The 15065-nt window shown below is 43.7% G+C and carries 11 protein-coding genes; 5 read left to right on the forward strand and 6 right to left on the reverse strand.

The features are described from left to right. The first annotated feature begins 7 nt into the window (after positions 1-7). A complete protein-coding gene (locus BLS64_RS10245; protein WP_093113441.1) occupies positions 8-1027 on the forward strand; it encodes an AI-2E family transporter in 1020 nt (339 codons plus the stop codon). 24 nt (positions 1028-1051) lie between these two features. Next, entirely contained in the window at positions 1052-1438 is a 387-nt protein-coding gene (locus BLS64_RS10250; RefSeq protein ID WP_245693428.1) for a YkvA family protein, read from the forward strand. Between the two features lie 3 nt (positions 1439-1441). Here the strand turns inward: BLS64_RS10250 and BLS64_RS10255 are convergent, their stop codons facing one another. From BLS64_RS10255 to argS, 3 genes are all read right to left on the reverse strand, one after another. Beyond that, positions 1442-2335 (reverse strand): bifunctional 5,10-methylenetetrahydrofolate dehydrogenase/5,10-methenyltetrahydrofolate cyclohydrolase, encoded by an 894-nt coding sequence (locus BLS64_RS10255; protein ID WP_093113443.1) that lies wholly within the window; start codon positions 2333-2335, stop codon positions 1442-1444. Positions 2336-2385: 50 nt separating this feature from the next. Next, complete coding sequence (gene ffh, locus BLS64_RS10260; protein WP_093113444.1) at positions 2386-3714, reverse strand: signal recognition particle protein; 1329 nt, start codon at positions 3712-3714, stop codon at positions 2386-2388. A gap of 285 nt (positions 3715-3999) precedes the next feature. Continuing rightward, the gene (argS, locus tag BLS64_RS10265) at positions 4000-5769 is read right to left on the reverse strand and encodes an arginine--tRNA ligase (protein WP_093113445.1); all 1770 of its coding nucleotides are present in this window, start codon (positions 5767-5769) and stop codon (positions 4000-4002) included. 114 nt (positions 5770-5883) lie between these two features. Here argS and BLS64_RS10270 point away from each other — a divergent pair, with 114 nt between their 5' ends. Continuing rightward, on the forward strand, positions 5884-6318 hold the full coding sequence (locus BLS64_RS10270) for a hypothetical protein (RefSeq protein WP_093113446.1): 435 nt from the start codon (positions 5884-5886) through the stop codon (positions 6316-6318). Between the two features lie 43 nt (positions 6319-6361). Here the strand turns inward: BLS64_RS10270 and ctlX are convergent, their stop codons facing one another. Together ctlX and BLS64_RS10280 are read right to left on the reverse strand one after the other, a co-directional pair. Next, positions 6362-7294, reverse strand: a complete 933-nt coding sequence (gene ctlX / locus BLS64_RS10275; RefSeq protein WP_093113532.1) for a citrulline utilization hydrolase CtlX — start codon at positions 7292-7294, stop codon at positions 6362-6364. Positions 7295-7305: 11 nt separating this feature from the next. Next, positions 7306-8217, reverse strand: coding sequence for a dimethylarginine dimethylaminohydrolase family protein (locus tag BLS64_RS10280; RefSeq protein ID WP_093113447.1), 912 nt, complete (start codon positions 8215-8217; stop codon positions 7306-7308). Between the two features lie 363 nt (positions 8218-8580). On the opposite strand from BLS64_RS10280, the gene BLS64_RS10285 reads away from it, so the two are divergent. Together BLS64_RS10285 and BLS64_RS10290 are read left to right on the forward strand one after the other, a co-directional pair. Further along, on the forward strand, positions 8581-9753 hold the full coding sequence (locus BLS64_RS10285) for a glycoside hydrolase family 2 TIM barrel-domain containing protein (protein ID WP_143019301.1): 1173 nt from the start codon (positions 8581-8583) through the stop codon (positions 9751-9753). Then, positions 9743-13516, forward strand: a complete 3774-nt coding sequence (locus tag BLS64_RS10290; protein WP_093113449.1) for a glycosyltransferase family 2 protein — start codon at positions 9743-9745, stop codon at positions 13514-13516. The genes BLS64_RS10285 and BLS64_RS10290 overlap by 11 nt, the downstream gene beginning before the upstream one ends. Positions 13517-13581: 65 nt before the next feature. Here the strand turns inward: BLS64_RS10290 and BLS64_RS10295 are convergent, their stop codons facing one another. After that, positions 13582-14868 carry a citrate synthase gene (locus BLS64_RS10295; RefSeq protein ID WP_093113450.1) on the reverse strand — a complete coding sequence of 429 codons (1287 nt, stop codon included), beginning with the start codon at positions 14866-14868 and terminating at the stop codon, positions 13582-13584. Between the last annotated feature and the right edge of the window lie 197 nt (positions 14869-15065).

Here is a 15065-nt window from a genome sequence, read left to right on the forward strand (position 1 = left end):
CAATTAAATGAACAGATTAAAACCGTCTTTAGTACGTCAGCTTTTCGTATTACTCCTGATCCTGTTCTTACTGGTTTTAATTTTTAAGGAGATCGTTCCTTATTTATCGGGTGTCTTGGGGGCCATCACCTTGCATGTCATCCTCAGGAAAAGTATGGGCAAACTGGTTAACAAGGGCTGGAAGCCCGTGGTCGCTGCCTCCTTTCTCATTTTCCTATCTTTTGTGGGTATTCTGGTCCCTATTAGTCTCACCGTGATCATGCTTACCTCTAAAATAGGTAAAGCAGTAGCCAATTCCGAAAAAGTACTACAAGCAGTAAAGAACCAGATCAATGAAGCCGAAACATACGTGGGCTATGATCTGAGTAAAGGGATAGACTCTGCCAGGGTGGCAAACTGGCTGTCAAATAACCTGCAGTCGCTGGGAGCCGGAACCTTTAATGCCTTTATCGCCATTGGGATCATGTATTTCATGCTTTATTATATGCTTATTCACAGGGACGAATTGAAAAAACTGGTCATTTCCTATATTCCTTTAGGTGAAGATAATTTAAGAACGATTGGGGTTGAAGGTGACGAGCTGGTACGATCTAATGCACTTGGTATTCCGCTAGTGGCATTCTTCCAGGGAATTGTAGCCTTGATAGGTTACCTGATCGTGAGCGTACCCGATCCGCTCTTTTGGTTCGTGATCACGGCAATAGGCGCCATGATCCCGTTCATTGGAACAGCCGTTGGTGTTGTGCCGGTGGCCATTCTCTTGTTTTCGCAGGGAATGGACTGGCAGGCCATTTTTATTCTCATTTATGGCTTTGTCATTGTGGGGATCACAGATAATATTTTAAGGCTCTACATCCTGAACCGGCTGGCCAGTGTACATCCTCTTATCACGCTATTCGGGGTGGTTGTAGGAGTACCGCTGTTCGGATTCATAGGTTTAATATTTGGTCCCCTGTTAATCTCCCTGTTTTTGCTTATCTTAAAGATATATAAACACGAATACGGAAAAACTGAAGACAAAATTTAAAAAATCAATGCTATGTTGGAAAATATGAAAAAGAAGATCGATGAGGAATATGTTAATTCTGAAGTTTCCAGGATCGAAGACGGAGACCTGGATATGGTCATGAAGAACAAGGAAGAGATCGATAAGAAGTTCGCCGGCACCGGATTAAAGAAGTACGCCGAAATGGGCAAGATCATGTTCGGAATGCTGAAGGACTATAAAAAAGGGGAATTCAAGCAGGTACCCTGGTTCTCTATAGCCGCAGTCGTTTTCGCCATGCTATACATTTTCAATCCGCTAGACATAGTTCCCGATTTTATTCCCGGACTGGGATATGTAGATGATTTCGCCATCTTCACTATCGTGCTGCGGTTCATCGAAACCGATCTGCACGCTTACCTGGACTGGAAAATAGACGAAGCTAAATCTTAAAGCTTAAAGCGCATCCTTCTTCGCCTTGTGCATTTCACGGGCAAGAAGGGTATTTTTTAAGAGCATGGCAATTGTCATGGGCCCCACTCCTCCGGGAACAGGGGTTATAAAGGACGCCTTTTTACTCACGTTCTCAAAGTCCACATCCCCTTCGAGCCTGTAGCCTCTAGGACGGCTCTCATCTTCTACACGGGTAATTCCCACGTCGATTATGACCGCGTCATCCTTGACCATTTCAGCTTTTAGGAAACCGGGATTTCCAAGAGCGGTAATGATAATATCTGCCTGTGAGGTGATCTGGGTGATGTTTTTGGTATGACTGTGGGTAAGAGTTACGGTTGAATTTCCGGGGAAACCTTTTCTTCCCATCAGGATACTCATCGGCCTTCCTACAATATGGCTTCTTCCAATCACCACCGTATGTTTCCCTTCGGTTTCCACATTATAACGCTCCAGAAGCTCCAGGATCCCGAAAGGGGTCGCAGGAATAAAACTGGTCATATCAAGGGCCATTTTTCCGAAGTTGGTCGGGTGAAATCCGTCTACATCCTTATCGGGATCTACTGTTAAAAGTACTTTTTGAGTATCAATTTGCTTTGGCAGCGGAAGCTGCACAATAAACCCGTCAATATCGTCATTCTCGTTAAGTTCCTTGATCTTTTTGAGCAGTTCCAACTCACTGGTGGTGCCGGGCAATCTGATCAAAGTCGATTCAAACCCCACGCGCTCACAGGCTTTCACTTTACTGGCAACATATGTGAGACTCGCACCATCATTCCCCACAATTATGGCGGCAAGGTGAGGCACCTTTTCCCCGCGGTCTTTGATCTTCTGCACTTCGGCAGTGATCTCGTCTTTGATCTGGTTACTTACTTTCTTACCGTCGAGGATCGTCATAATCTTATAATTTAAAGGGGGTTAAAAATGCGGTTTTATAAACCGATACTTTATCTCATGTTCTTCATCATCTGCATCATCTTGCGGCCACCGCCTCCCTGCATCATCTTCATCATTTTGCTCATTTGGTTGAACTGCTTCAACAACTGGTTGACCTGTTGTACAGAAGTTCCAGAACCTTTTCCTATACGTTTCTTTCTGCTGGCATTTATCATGGATGGCTTAGACCTTTCAGCAGGGGTCATGGAGTGAATGATGGCTTCAATGTGCTTAAATGCGTCATCATCAATATCTACATCTTTTAGCATCTTCCCAGCTCCCGGGATCATGCCCATAAGATCTTTCATAGATCCCATTTTCTTGATCTGTTGTAGCTGATTCAAGAAATCATCAAAACCGAATTCGTTCTTGGCGATCTTCTTCTGAAGTTTCCTTGCTTCCTCCTCATCATATTGCTCCTGCGCTCTCTCCACAAGAGATACCACGTCTCCCATCCCAAGGATACGGTCGGCCATACGAGAAGGATAGAACACATCAATAGCATCCATCTTCTCACCGGTACCGATGAACTTGATAGGCTTATTGACCACAGATTTGATCGAAATAGCAGCACCCCCGCGGGTATCACCATCCAATTTTGTCAGGATCACCCCGTCAAAGTTCAGTCTTTCATTAAAGGCTTTTGCAGTGTTAACCGCATCCTGACCCGTCATGGAGTCAACCACGAAAAGAGTTTCCTGAGGTTCGATAGCCTGGTGAATGTTCGCGATCTCGGTCATCATGGCCTCATCTATTGCCAAACGACCGGCGGTATCAATGATCACGACATTGTTCCCGTTAGACTTGGCATGAGCGATGGCCGCTTTTGAAATAGCAACAGGATCCTGATTTCCTTCATCGCTATATACCTCAACACCTATCTGCTCTCCCACCACGTGCAGCTGATTGATCGCCGCAGGTCGGTACACGTCACAAGCTACCAGTAAAGGATTCTTTGATTTCTTAGTCTTTAGATAGTTAGCGAGTTTCCCCGAGAAAGTGGTCTTACCACTACCCTGCAATCCAGACATCAGGATCACAGAAGGATTTCCCGAGAGATTGATCCCTTCGGCTTCCCCACCCATAAGTTGGGTAAGTTCATCCTTCACGAGCTTCACCATCATCTGTCCCGGCTTAAGGGCTGTAAGCACGTTCTGCCCCAGGGCCTTTTCCTTTACGGTATTGGTGAACTCCTTGGCAATTTTATAGTTAACATCGGCATCAACCAATGCGCGTCTCACCTCCTTAAGGGTTTCGGCAACGTTCACTTCGGTGATCTGGCCGTGCCCCTTCAGGACGTGTAAGGCACTATCTAACTTATCGCTTAAACTATCAAACATAATCTCTCTGTTTATTAAGTACTGTCACGTATGACAGTTGCAAATTTAATGATTTGAGGCTGAAGTGAAAAGTTTTTCCTCACCACTTCATTCCTCCTTTTTTCTTCGGAAAAGAACTGCAAAGAACTATTTTAAAGGTTCCTGAAAGATGGCATTTTGGGCACTTCTTTTTTAGAACTTTTCCTGCTTTCTTCTCGATACGAATTTGTCCCTGCTCCCCGCAGATCCAAATTCACTCGAAGTGACGGCAGCCCCGTCTTTAAACATCTAACTTTGTACTTCGAATTACATTCTTTCCGGCACCTGAATTCCCAGCAGTCCAAAAGATGACTTGATCACCTCACCCACTGCCTTAGACAACTGCACCCTGAATTTCTTTTCCGTCTCATCCTCGGTTCCCAGAATGGTCACATTCTGGTAGAAACTGTTGAATTCCTTCACCAGCTCATAGGTGTAGTTGGCGATCAACGCCGGACTGTGATTTTCGGCAGCCAGCACCACTGTTTCAGGATATAACTGAAGCTGCTTGATAAGCTGTCTTTCCTTATCGTTCAAAGTATAGTCGCTCACCGGCTGACTGTACTCAAAATCGGCTCTTCTAAGGATGGATTGTATCCTCGCGTAGGTATACTGAATGAAAGGCCCGGTATTCCCCTGGAAATCCACAGAATCTTCAGGATTGAAAAGGATCCTCTTTCTCGGGTCAACCTTCAGGATATAATATTTTAAAGCTCCCAAGCCAATGATGCGGTACAGTTCCTTTTTCTCCTCATCAGAATATCCTTCGAGTTTTCCAAGTTCTTCCGAAATTTCTTTGGCAGTAGCCACCATTTCTTCAATAAGATCATCTGCATCTACCACCGTACCTTCACGGCTTTTCATTTTTCCCGAAGGCAGGTCCACCATTCCGTAGCTCAAATGATAAAGGTTTTCTGCCCAATCGTATCCCAGTTTCTTCAGGATCAAAAAGAGTACTTTGAAGTGGTAGTCCTGCTCGTTCCCCACGGTATACACCATCCCGTCAATGTGAAAATCCTTCACCCGCTGAATGGCCGTACCAATGTCCTGGGTCATGTAGACCGCGGTACCGTCGCTCCTAAGAACGATCTTTTCATCAAGGCCTTCATCGGTGAGGTCTATCCAAACACTGCCATCCTCTTTTCGGTAAAAAACACCTTTTTCAAGCCCCTCGGCCACGACATCCTTTCCTAAAAGGTAAGTATCACTTTCAAAGTAATTCTTGTCAAAATCAACTCCCAGCTTATCATAAGTCTCCTCGAAACCGTCATACACCCACTGGTTCATGGTCTTCCAAAGCTCAACCACTTCTTCATCTCCGGCTTCCCATTTGCGCAGCATTTCCTTGGCATCCTGCAGAATGGGTGCTTCTGCCTTGGCTTCCTCTTCAGTTTTTCCCTGGGCAACGAGATAAGAAACCTCTTCTTTATAGGCCTTGTCGAATTTCACGTAGAAATTCCCGACCAGTTTATCACCTTTTAGTCCGGAAGATTCCGGAGTTTCTCCATGCCCAAACCGTTGCCAGGCAAGCATGGATTTACAAATATGTATCCCCCTGTCATTGATGATCTGGGTCTTATAAACCTTATTTCCGGCCGCCTTCAAAATTTCAGAAACCGAATATCCCAAAAGATTATTTCTAATATGCCCCAGGTGAAGCGGTTTATTGGTATTTGGCGAAGAATACTCGACCATAATGGCATGTTCCCCTTCAGCCACCCGTCCAAAATCTGGCTCATCCTTTATGCTTCGGAAGAAATCCAGGAAATATTTATCTGCGAGAACTATATTCAAAAATCCCTGAACGACATTATATTTTTCGATCTCCGGATTGTTCTGAACCAGGTATTCCCCGATGGATTCGCCCAGTTTCACCGGATTGGTCTTTACCTGCCGCAGCATGGGGAAGGTCACCAGGGTGATATCCCCTTCAAAATCTTTTCGGGTAGCCTGAAATTCCACATTTTCAAGCTCCACATTATAAATGTTCTTTACTGCTTCTTTTACCTGATCTGAAAGTACCTTTTGAACGCTCATTCTTAAAATTAAATTTGTAGCCTGCCCAATTGCGCAGAAAAACGCAAAGATAACAGAAAAATAAGCTTCCTTAAAGGGTTTGAGCGCAAATGCTTATCTTTATAAAAAAAGAAAATGCTACTGAATCTATCACATGACCTGTCCAAAAAACAAGAACTCATTTCCACTCATGTGGGGAAGCCCTTTGACCTGGAAGAGCGCAAGAAGCTTGACGGCACAAGCCTAACCGAAATCCCGGTCACTGCTGCGAGCATTGATCTTTACAACCTGATGGTATTAAACGAATCGCAGGTCTTTTGCAGCATTGAGATGCGGCCCAACGGAGTGATCATTAGCTTTAAAGCCAATACCGATCTATACTCACTGGTGATCCCTTTTTATAAACTGAAGATCTACAAAGGCCGGGCACAGGAATATTCTTTTTATAAAGACCATTATTTCATCAAAGTATGGGCAGGAGAAGAAAACCCGCAGACCCATAGATTTATAAGGAAAATAAAGAATTACCAGGCAGACAGCGCCCATCCTCGAATTGAAGATATGCTTTAAAATAGAGCATTAAAAAAGCCCTTTTTGAAAGGGCTTTTTCTTTTTATTTTTTCGGAAGGAAAACTTCAGCAAGCATGCATCTCGCGCTCCCTCCTCCGCAGGTCTCAATGGTGGTAAGATCACTGCTCAAGATCTCACAGTGTTTTTCTATGGCCGCCACCTGTAATGGCAGTAAGCTTTTACGAGCAGATTCGCTCATTACCAGATATTTTTTTCCATCGGCTCCCATCACCTGCAGCATATTACCTGCATAGTGATGCATTTGCGCTTCGGTGATCTCAATGATCTCCTTGCCGTCAGCTTTCAGGTGCTTTACCACATTCTTACGTTCCTTGGGATCATCAATGGAATCCAGGCAGATCACCGCGAAATTCTCTGCCAGGCACATCATCACATTAGTATGATAAATAGGCATTCTTTTGCCTCCAACATCCTGGTAGGCGGTAAAGATCACAGGAGTAAACTCCAGGTCTTCACAAAATTCTATCAATAATTCTTCATGGGCCCTGGGCGACAATGCGCAATAAGCTTTTTCATGCACCCTGTCCAGAATAAGACTTCCGGTAGATTCCAGGAAAAGGTCTTCTTCCTCTGCACTGGTATAATCGATCACATTATCAATTCGGAATCCTTCTTCTTCGATCTTTTCAAAGATCTCTGCACGACGCTCCCTTCTTCGGTTCACCGCAAAGAGAGGATAAAGCACCGCCGTGGCGTCTTCATGGAAAGTTACCCAGTTATTGGGAAAAATGGAATCGGGTGTATCAAGCTTCTCGTCATCGCTCACAACGATCACTTTGACTCCCACACTCCGCAGCTTTTCCACGAAAGCGTCAAATTCTTCCTGGGCTTTCTTGTTGATCTTTTCATTTTCCAGTTGAAGCCCTTCCTGAAAATAGTTGTTCACAGCGGTTTGCTCATTCATTCGAAAGGCGACCGGGCGAACCATTAATAAAGTATCTGTAATTTGTCTCATGTATCGTTTTTTCAATCCCTTATTAGGGGTAGGGTTGAACATCTCAACAAACCTTCTTGTTTTGCTATTTCGGCATAGGGAACTTCTTCAACGGTCATTCCATTTTCGCGCAGCCAGGCATTGAGACGTGTAAAATTCTTTTCAGAGATCACCACATCTTCAGAAATAGAGAAGACATTTGAATTCATGTTGTACATTTCTTCACGGGTGATCTCAAAAACGTTCTCTTCACCAAAAAAGTTTTTCAGCCAATTGTATTCCTCTTCATCCAAAAATCCGCCTTTGTAGATAATGGCTTTTCCTTTTCCTACCGGCTGAAAGCAGCAATCAAGATGAAGGGCGTTATCACGAGGCTCGGTATTGGATTTACGAAGATTAAAAGATTTCACCTTTTTATTCGGGAACAACTTCTGTAAATGCTCTACCGCCTTTAGGTTAGTGCGAGCCGTAATATATTCAGGATAGTCCTCTCCATAATACGTGCCAACAAACAAATAATCATTGTGCGGCATCACATCTCCGCCTTCCACATGTGCATCTTCGGGCAATTCAAGCACATTTTCGGCACCTATCTTTTCCAGAACATGGGAGATGGCTTCGATTTCCTGCTCCCTGTCGGGCAGAATATTTGCCTTGACGAATTTATCATCTATGACAAAACCGATATCCCTGGTGAAGATCTGGTTGTAATTCTTTATGACTTTTGGCCTGAACACTTCCACTCCATATTTCTCCAGTACTTTTTTAACCGCATCCATTTCCGCGATCATATCCTCATCTTTGGGATAAGTTCCGGCTTTTATGTGCTCTACAGATTTTGGATCGTAGGCATCAGAAAGATCGGGCACACCTCCTGTACTTTCAGCCGTTCCCAGCACCACCGCCCTTAGGCGTGAAGTTTCGTTTTTAACATTTAATTTCATTTCTGCCAAAATTTCCTGCAAATATAGTAAATGCCTTCTATCTGACTATGAGCAGACAAGGAAAGTAGGCGCTTTCTGCCAGGAATTTTTTACTGCAAACTTGCCGTTAAAAAGATCCTATTCACCGACTCCCGGGCCTGCCGTTCTTACCGTATTTTATAATTTCCCTAACTTATTTCAACCTGTTTCTTTTCATATATTAGCAATAGCCTCAAAGGTCTCTTAATTTTGGTATACCTGAAGTTTTTCAAATTCATATTTCTAACCGGAATTTTTCTTACATGCACCCTTGCATGTACAAATGCCGTTCCTATAACCAATAGTTCGGCTAAAGTGTATGTGCAAAAAACGGAAGGCGGGTTCATGCTGATCAGAAATGATAAGCCTTTTGAGGTAAAAGGAGCCGCAGGTAATTCTCATCTTCAAGAACTCAAGGAGGCAGGCGGCAATACCATAAGGCTGTACGACACTATAGACCTGAGAAAAAATTTAGATGCCGCCCACGAGCTGGGCCTGGCAGCCATAGTTGATATTCCTTTACCAAAACATGGTGACGGCTCCTATTTTTACGAGAAAGATCTTACTGCTGCAAAAAGGAAAATTTCAGCTGTAGTCCTAAGACATAAAGATCATCCTGCTTTGCTCTACTGGAATGTGGGCAACGAGCTCTACTACCCCACCTTTTACCAGACAACCAAATTTTTTGACAGCTTCAATTCCCTTGTAGACCTGGTCAAGAAAACAGATCCTGACCATCCTGTGAGCACGGCGATCATTGGAGGAAACAGACGAAGGCTGGCCAGTGTAGCCTTGAAAAGTCCTAATCTGGATCTTATTTCCATCAATTCCTTCGGAAATCTAACGGAGCTGAAAGAAAGGATGGAACCCATTAAGCTCCTCTGGGACGGTCCATACGTAATCACCGAATGGGGCGTGAACGGGCCATGGGAGGAAGCTAGAACTATGTGGGGAGCACCAATAGAACAGAATAGTGTGGAAAAAGCACGAATTTTGGGAGACCGTTATAATACAGCTGCAATACAAAGCCCTAATTGTTTAGGAAGTGTGGTCTTCTTTTGGGGAACCAAACAAGAAAGAACTCACACCTGGTTTAGTTTCTTTTGGAACAACAATAAAAGTGAGACTTATAATAAAATAAAATCCCTCTGGAATAAAGATCCTTTGGCGTATAATGGTCCCAGAATGGGTCCTATAAAAATTGAAAAATTAGATGCGAGATCGAACGTAATATTATCTACAGGAGTGAAAACAAATGCAACCGTTTCCTTGGAAAAGTCTATTCCTGATTCATTAAAATTTACCTGGGAGATTAGAAAAGAGGCCTGGTCCAAAATTGAAGAACAGCAACCTATTGAAAAAGATCTTATTTTAGAAAATTCAGGTGAAAACGTGGTTTTTAAGGCACCACAAGAAGAAGGCCCCTACCGACTTTTCGTATACGTAACCGATGATGAGAACAATTTTTCTACCACCAATATTCCGTTCTACGTTCTAAATCCGGAAAATGGGGAATAACATCAAAGCACCTACCAGAAATGAATCCCGAAAGATCAAGTTCATGATCCTCCTGGGTATTTTCAGCATTCTCAATTTCCTGTTCTTCTTTTTTAAACAGGAGCACAGGGTGAATTCCTTCCTTTTTGGCATTTTGGCCATAGTGATCTTTTACGGAGTATTGAAAAAATTGTACATGTGGTACAACTACTCCAACATTTCTGTTCCCAAACCTCCTGAGGTCACTCCAGAATTCACCGTTGATGTGCTTACTACTTACTTTCCGGGTGAACCATACGAAATGATCACCACCACGCTAAAGGCGATCAAGAACATACATTACCCACACACCACCTATTTGTGTGACGAAGCTAACGACCCCTTCCTGAAGGAATTCTGTGAACAACATGAAATAGTTCATGTTACGAGAGATAATAGAAAAGATGCCAAGGCAGGAAATATCAATAATGCATTAAGGAAACATGCCACAGGCGATATCTGCGTGATCCTGGATCCCGACCATATTCCTCAGCCCGATTTTCTGGACCCGATCCTGCCGCATTTTACCAACCCGAAGATCGGATTTGTACAGATCGTGCAATCTTATTACAACATCGAGGAGAGCCTGGTAGCCAGAGGTGCAGCCGAACAAACCTTCCAGTTCTACGGCCCCATGATGATGACCTTGAACTCCTATGGAGCGGTTAACGCCATTGGTGCCAATTGCGTTTTCCGCAGGTCGGCTCTTGACAGCATTGGCGGTCACGCCCCAGGGTTGTGTGAAGATATGCATACTGCCATGCTGCTGTATGCCGAGGGGTGGGAAGCCGTGTATGTGCCGCAGGTCCTGGCAAAGGGATTGGCTCCTTCAAATCTGACCAATTTTTTCAAACAACAGCTCAAGTGGTCAAGAGGCTCATTCGATCTATGGCTGAAGGTATACCCGAAGATCTTCAGGAAACTAACCAACCGTCAGAAGATACACTACGGTATTTTACCCATGCATTACCTAAGCGGGTTGATCATTTTGTTCACTTTCCTGATCCCAATTCTTTCGCTGCTATTTTCCACCTATCCCTGGAGAGGGAACATCATCGATTTTTTCCTGGTCTTGTTACCGGTAGCTGCCAGCGCGGTGCTTATCCGCACTTACATTCAGAAATGGGTGATCGAGAAAAAAGAGCGGGGGTTCCATATTGTGGGAGGACTTTTGCACATAAATACCTGGTGGATCTATCTGTTGGGTCTGATCTACACCATCCTCAATAAAAAAGTACCCTATTTACCTACTCCCAAGGAAGATGATTTTAAAGCCAATCTCAAGATAGTGCTTCCAAACGCCATTATTGCGGGGCTATCGATCTTCGCCGTCGTTTATGGTCTTTACCGGGATTTCACCCCCTTCTCTATTATCATGTCCTTTTTTGCCCTTTTCAATGCAGGTATTATGATGTTTGGGATTTATGTCACTATGCGGCTGACGAATCAAAACAGGATCCTGCGTACTCACCTTAAAAAGGAACACCTGTTGAGCCTGAGCAGGGCAAAAAAGGGATTTTACAGGTTAGCCAATTCTGTTTTTGTGGCAACGCGAACTGTGGCGCTCCCGGTCTTACTCGTAATACTAATTATTGCTATGAGCTTTAAAGAACAAAACGACGAATCTAAATGGGAAGAAGTCCTTGTGCCGCTATCCAAAAGTTTGAAAAATGATTACCTGGGCATCTTTTTACCTTCGGAAGGAAACGGTTTGACCGATATTGAGGCGGTCAATGAGCTTGAGCAGGATCATAATGTAGATTTTGACATCATCTCGCTATACCTGCCATGGACGGATGAGAGCATAAAGGAATTCCCTCATCAACTGATGCAGTCTGTTTATGCCAGGAATAAAATTCCTATGATCACCTGGGAACCCTGGGCCTCCACTCTTGCGGCCAACGACAGTGTTCAGGAATTGCAAAATGAGAAGAAGATCTTCAAACACATTTTAGACGGAAAGTTTGACAACTACATCAGGGAATTCGCGCAAATTCTGAAATCACAGGAAAAGCCGGTTTTCCTGAGATTCGCTCATGAATTTGATAACCCGCAGTACCCCTGGTCCTCAGCTGGAGGCAACACCCCTGAAGAATTCAAGGCTGCCTGGAAACATGTATACCGGTTGATCAAAGAAGAAGAGGCGCATAAGGTTATTCTGGTGTGGAACCCGTGGAAGCCCGACACCATGCAAAAATATTATCCCGGGGATGAATATGTGGACTGGATAGGTATTACCCTGCTCGACTACTCCCCCTTAGGAAATATTAAAAACCTTAATTTTAATGAGCTATACCTGCCATTCAAGGAAAAACTTTACTGGTTCACCAGGAAACCTGTAATGCTAGCTGAATTCGGATCTCTAAAATCAGGTGCCTCTCAACAAAAATGGCTTCAGGCGGCAGTAGACACCATTAACCAACAGCATGAAGAAATCTCTGCCCTGGTATTTTTTAACAGTGCCCTCGACAAAAATATTCCTTCAGGCACTTCAGCAGGGCAGAAAAACCTGGACTGGAGCATCGAATCCTGGGAGTTCCTGGATAATAAGTATGGTAAAGCGGTGAAAAATGACCTTTCAGAACCTCTTTCCGAAATAGAAGTGAGCAAAAAGACTCCCATAACTTCCTTTGATATAAAGGGCGTCAGGTATAAAAAAGGAACCAGCTGGAAGAACAACTATTACACACTAACCAAAGTGGTGCTGGAAAAGGATTTTCGGCAGATAAAAGCAGCAGGAATAAATACCATTCAGGCTACGGGCGGAAATATCTACGATCACAACCTGCTTCTATACTCTGCCGAAGCCGACCTGCAGTTGATCTACCAGTTCAACATCGATCAAACCTTAGACTTTATCAATGAAAGAGATAAACTGAAAGAGTTGGAAAAAGACATCCTTGATAAAGTAGATGATCTAAGAGATAAGGAAAATATCATTGGTTATTCCTTTGACCTTAACCTTCAGGAACACTATACGAAACCAGCACTGTTTGACCAGAGAACTGCTTACCTAAAATGGCTTCAGTCCCTCACACAGAAGATCAAGAGGATCGATCCAGAGACGCCTATAACTTTAGATCTCCAGCTGGATTCAGAAACCGGTCATCTGCTAGAATTCCTTTCCAATCGTCTGCCTGTGGATTCTTACGGACTTGTCGCGAAGGATCCAGAATATATTCAGCAGGTATTAAAAAGGACAAAAGAGCAGGGAATTTCTGTTTTCATCAGCAGCCTTAAGCCAGAGCTGCTGACCTCGGGAAAAGCGAACCTTGAAAGTACTGATTTTATCCTGGAGAACTGGCAGGATGAAAGACAAAGTAACTGGATGACCTTTGACGGATTGGTCGACTTTAGAGGAAGGAGAAAGGAAGTGCTGAGAGATGTTGCTAATTACCTGCATCAAAAAAATGTAGAAAAAACAGCATTTTCAAGCAGGATCATAAGACCGGCCGAGCCTCTTTACCCGGGGCAGATCTACTCCTACCATGCAGCCGTCTTTAACGGGGAGAGCTGGAGTTTGCACGGATTGGAGGATGAGCATAAATTCGAGTGGAACTTGGTGAAGACCGATGCTTTTGGAAATCCACTCGCTGTCAAAAAACTGGGCACAAAACCTAATGTAGATGTGATCATTCCACAATCCTATGAAAATTATGAGATCATGCTGACCACCAGAAAGAAAGACAGTGAATACGTGACCACCACAAGAACCTCCCTTCACACCCCCGAGGAGATCAGATAGAATGCTAAACTAAAAAAGCTCCATGGTGATCATGGAGCTTTTTTGCTTATTTCTCAGGCTGCTAATTATCTGTTAGCGATGTCCTTGAATTTTCTGTGAGTTTCCCCAATGTAAACCTGTCTTGGTCGTCCAATCGGTTCTTTGCGCAGACGCATTTCTCTCCATTGAGCGATCCATCCTGGTAAGCGTCCTACCGCGAACATCACGGTAAACATTTCTGTTGGGATACCCATCGCACGGTAAATGATTCCGGAGTAGAAATCTACGTTAGGATATAATTTTCTGTCAATGAAATATTGATCTTCCAAAGCAGCTTTTTCAAGACCTTTGGCGATCTCAAGGATTGGATCTTCCACTCCGAGCTGCCCCAGAACTTCATCGGCTGCTTTTTTGATGATCTTGGCACGAGGGTCAAAGTTCTTATACACTCTGTGTCCAAAGCCCATTAGCCTGAATGGATCATCTTTGTCTTTAGCTTTCGCTATAAACTTGGAAGTATCTCCTCCGTCAGCTTTGATCTCTTCAAGCATTTCGATCACTGCCTGGTTGGCACCACCGTGTAGCGGCCCCCAAAGTGCAGAAACCCCTGCAGAAATAGAAGCGAACAGCCCGGCATGAGAAGAACCTACGATCCTTACGGTAGAAGTAGAACAGTTCTGCTCATGGTCTGCATGCAAAATAAGGAGCTTATCCAAAGCATTCACCACAGTTTTGTTCAGCTTGTAATTCTTTTTATTATCCTCCTGGAACATCATTTTAAGCAAACTCTCTACATATCCAATGTTAGTGTCTTTGTTGTAAAGATTCTGGTTGTTCTTTTTACGAAGCGTCCAGGCAGCAAGAACAGGAAATTTGGCAAGGATCTTCACGATAGCCTTGTACATATCCTCTTCTGAATCTACGTTCACAGACTTAGGGTTGAAAGCGGTCAAAGCACTGGTTAGAGATGAAAGCACTCCCATTGGGTGAGCAGATTCCGGAAAACCTTTTAGCACGGTTTTCATATCTTCGTTTACGATGCTTTGATCCAGGATATCTGTATTGAACTTCTGAAGCTGAGTTTCTGTAGGAAGTTCACCAAAGATCAACAAGTAAGCTACTTCGAGAAAATCAGCTTTTTCAGCCAACTCTTCAATAGAGTACCCTCTGTACCTAAGAATCCCTTTCTCTCCGTCAAGAAAGGTAATGGCACTCTCACAAGAACCTGTGTTCTTATACCCGGGATCAAGGGTAATGGCCCCGGTTTCTCCTCTTAACTTGGTGATATCAAGAGCAATTTCATTTTCAGTTCCGACCACTAAGGGCAGGTCGATCTTTTTTCCCTCTATTTCTACTGTAGCTACTTTTGACATATTGTTTATGAATTTGCGTGATTTTTATTTTAAGGATTGCTAAATTACAAAATTCTCAGCTATTTTCGGTCTGCTCAGGCCGATTCCTTTATGGAATCCATCCTCTTTATAGACGCTTTTTTCGGGTGCGGTTTTATTTCTGAAAAGAAATATTCAGATCCCACTTTATACTGAAAAAACTTAAACCGAAATTTCTT

The organism is Salinimicrobium catena, assembly GCF_900102915.1.
GTDB classification, from domain to species: domain Bacteria; phylum Bacteroidota; class Bacteroidia; order Flavobacteriales; family Flavobacteriaceae; genus Salinimicrobium; species Salinimicrobium catena.

Excerpts from the sequence above, each read along its gene's own strand:
- BLS64_RS10245 (WP_093113441.1), top strand. The coding sequence starts at position 8 with ATGAACAGATTAAAACCGTCTTTAGTACGTCAGCTTTTCGTATTACTC.
- BLS64_RS10250 (WP_245693428.1), top strand. The coding sequence starts at position 1,052 with ATGAAAAAGAAGATCGATGAGGAATATGTTAATTCTGAAGTTTCCAGG.
- BLS64_RS10255 (WP_093113443.1), bottom strand. The coding sequence starts at position 2,335 with ATGACGATCCTCGACGGTAAGAAAGTAAGTAACCAGATCAAAGACGAG.
- ffh (WP_093113444.1), bottom strand. The coding sequence starts at position 3,714 with ATGTTTGATAGTTTAAGCGATAAGTTAGATAGTGCCTTACACGTCCTG.
- argS (WP_093113445.1), bottom strand. The coding sequence starts at position 5,769 with ATGAGCGTTCAAAAGGTACTTTCAGATCAGGTAAAAGAAGCAGTAAAG.
- BLS64_RS10270 (WP_093113446.1), top strand. The coding sequence starts at position 5,884 with ATGCTACTGAATCTATCACATGACCTGTCCAAAAAACAAGAACTCATT.
- ctlX (WP_093113532.1), bottom strand. The coding sequence starts at position 7,294 with ATGAGACAAATTACAGATACTTTATTAATGGTTCGCCCGGTCGCCTTT.
- BLS64_RS10280 (WP_093113447.1), bottom strand. The coding sequence starts at position 8,217 with ATGAAATTAAATGTTAAAAACGAAACTTCACGCCTAAGGGCGGTGGTG.
- BLS64_RS10285 (WP_143019301.1), top strand. The coding sequence starts at position 8,581 with ATGCTGATCAGAAATGATAAGCCTTTTGAGGTAAAAGGAGCCGCAGGT.
- BLS64_RS10290 (WP_093113449.1), top strand. The coding sequence starts at position 9,743 with ATGGGGAATAACATCAAAGCACCTACCAGAAATGAATCCCGAAAGATC.
- BLS64_RS10295 (WP_093113450.1), bottom strand. The coding sequence starts at position 14,868 with ATGTCAAAAGTAGCTACAGTAGAAATAGAGGGAAAAAAGATCGACCTG.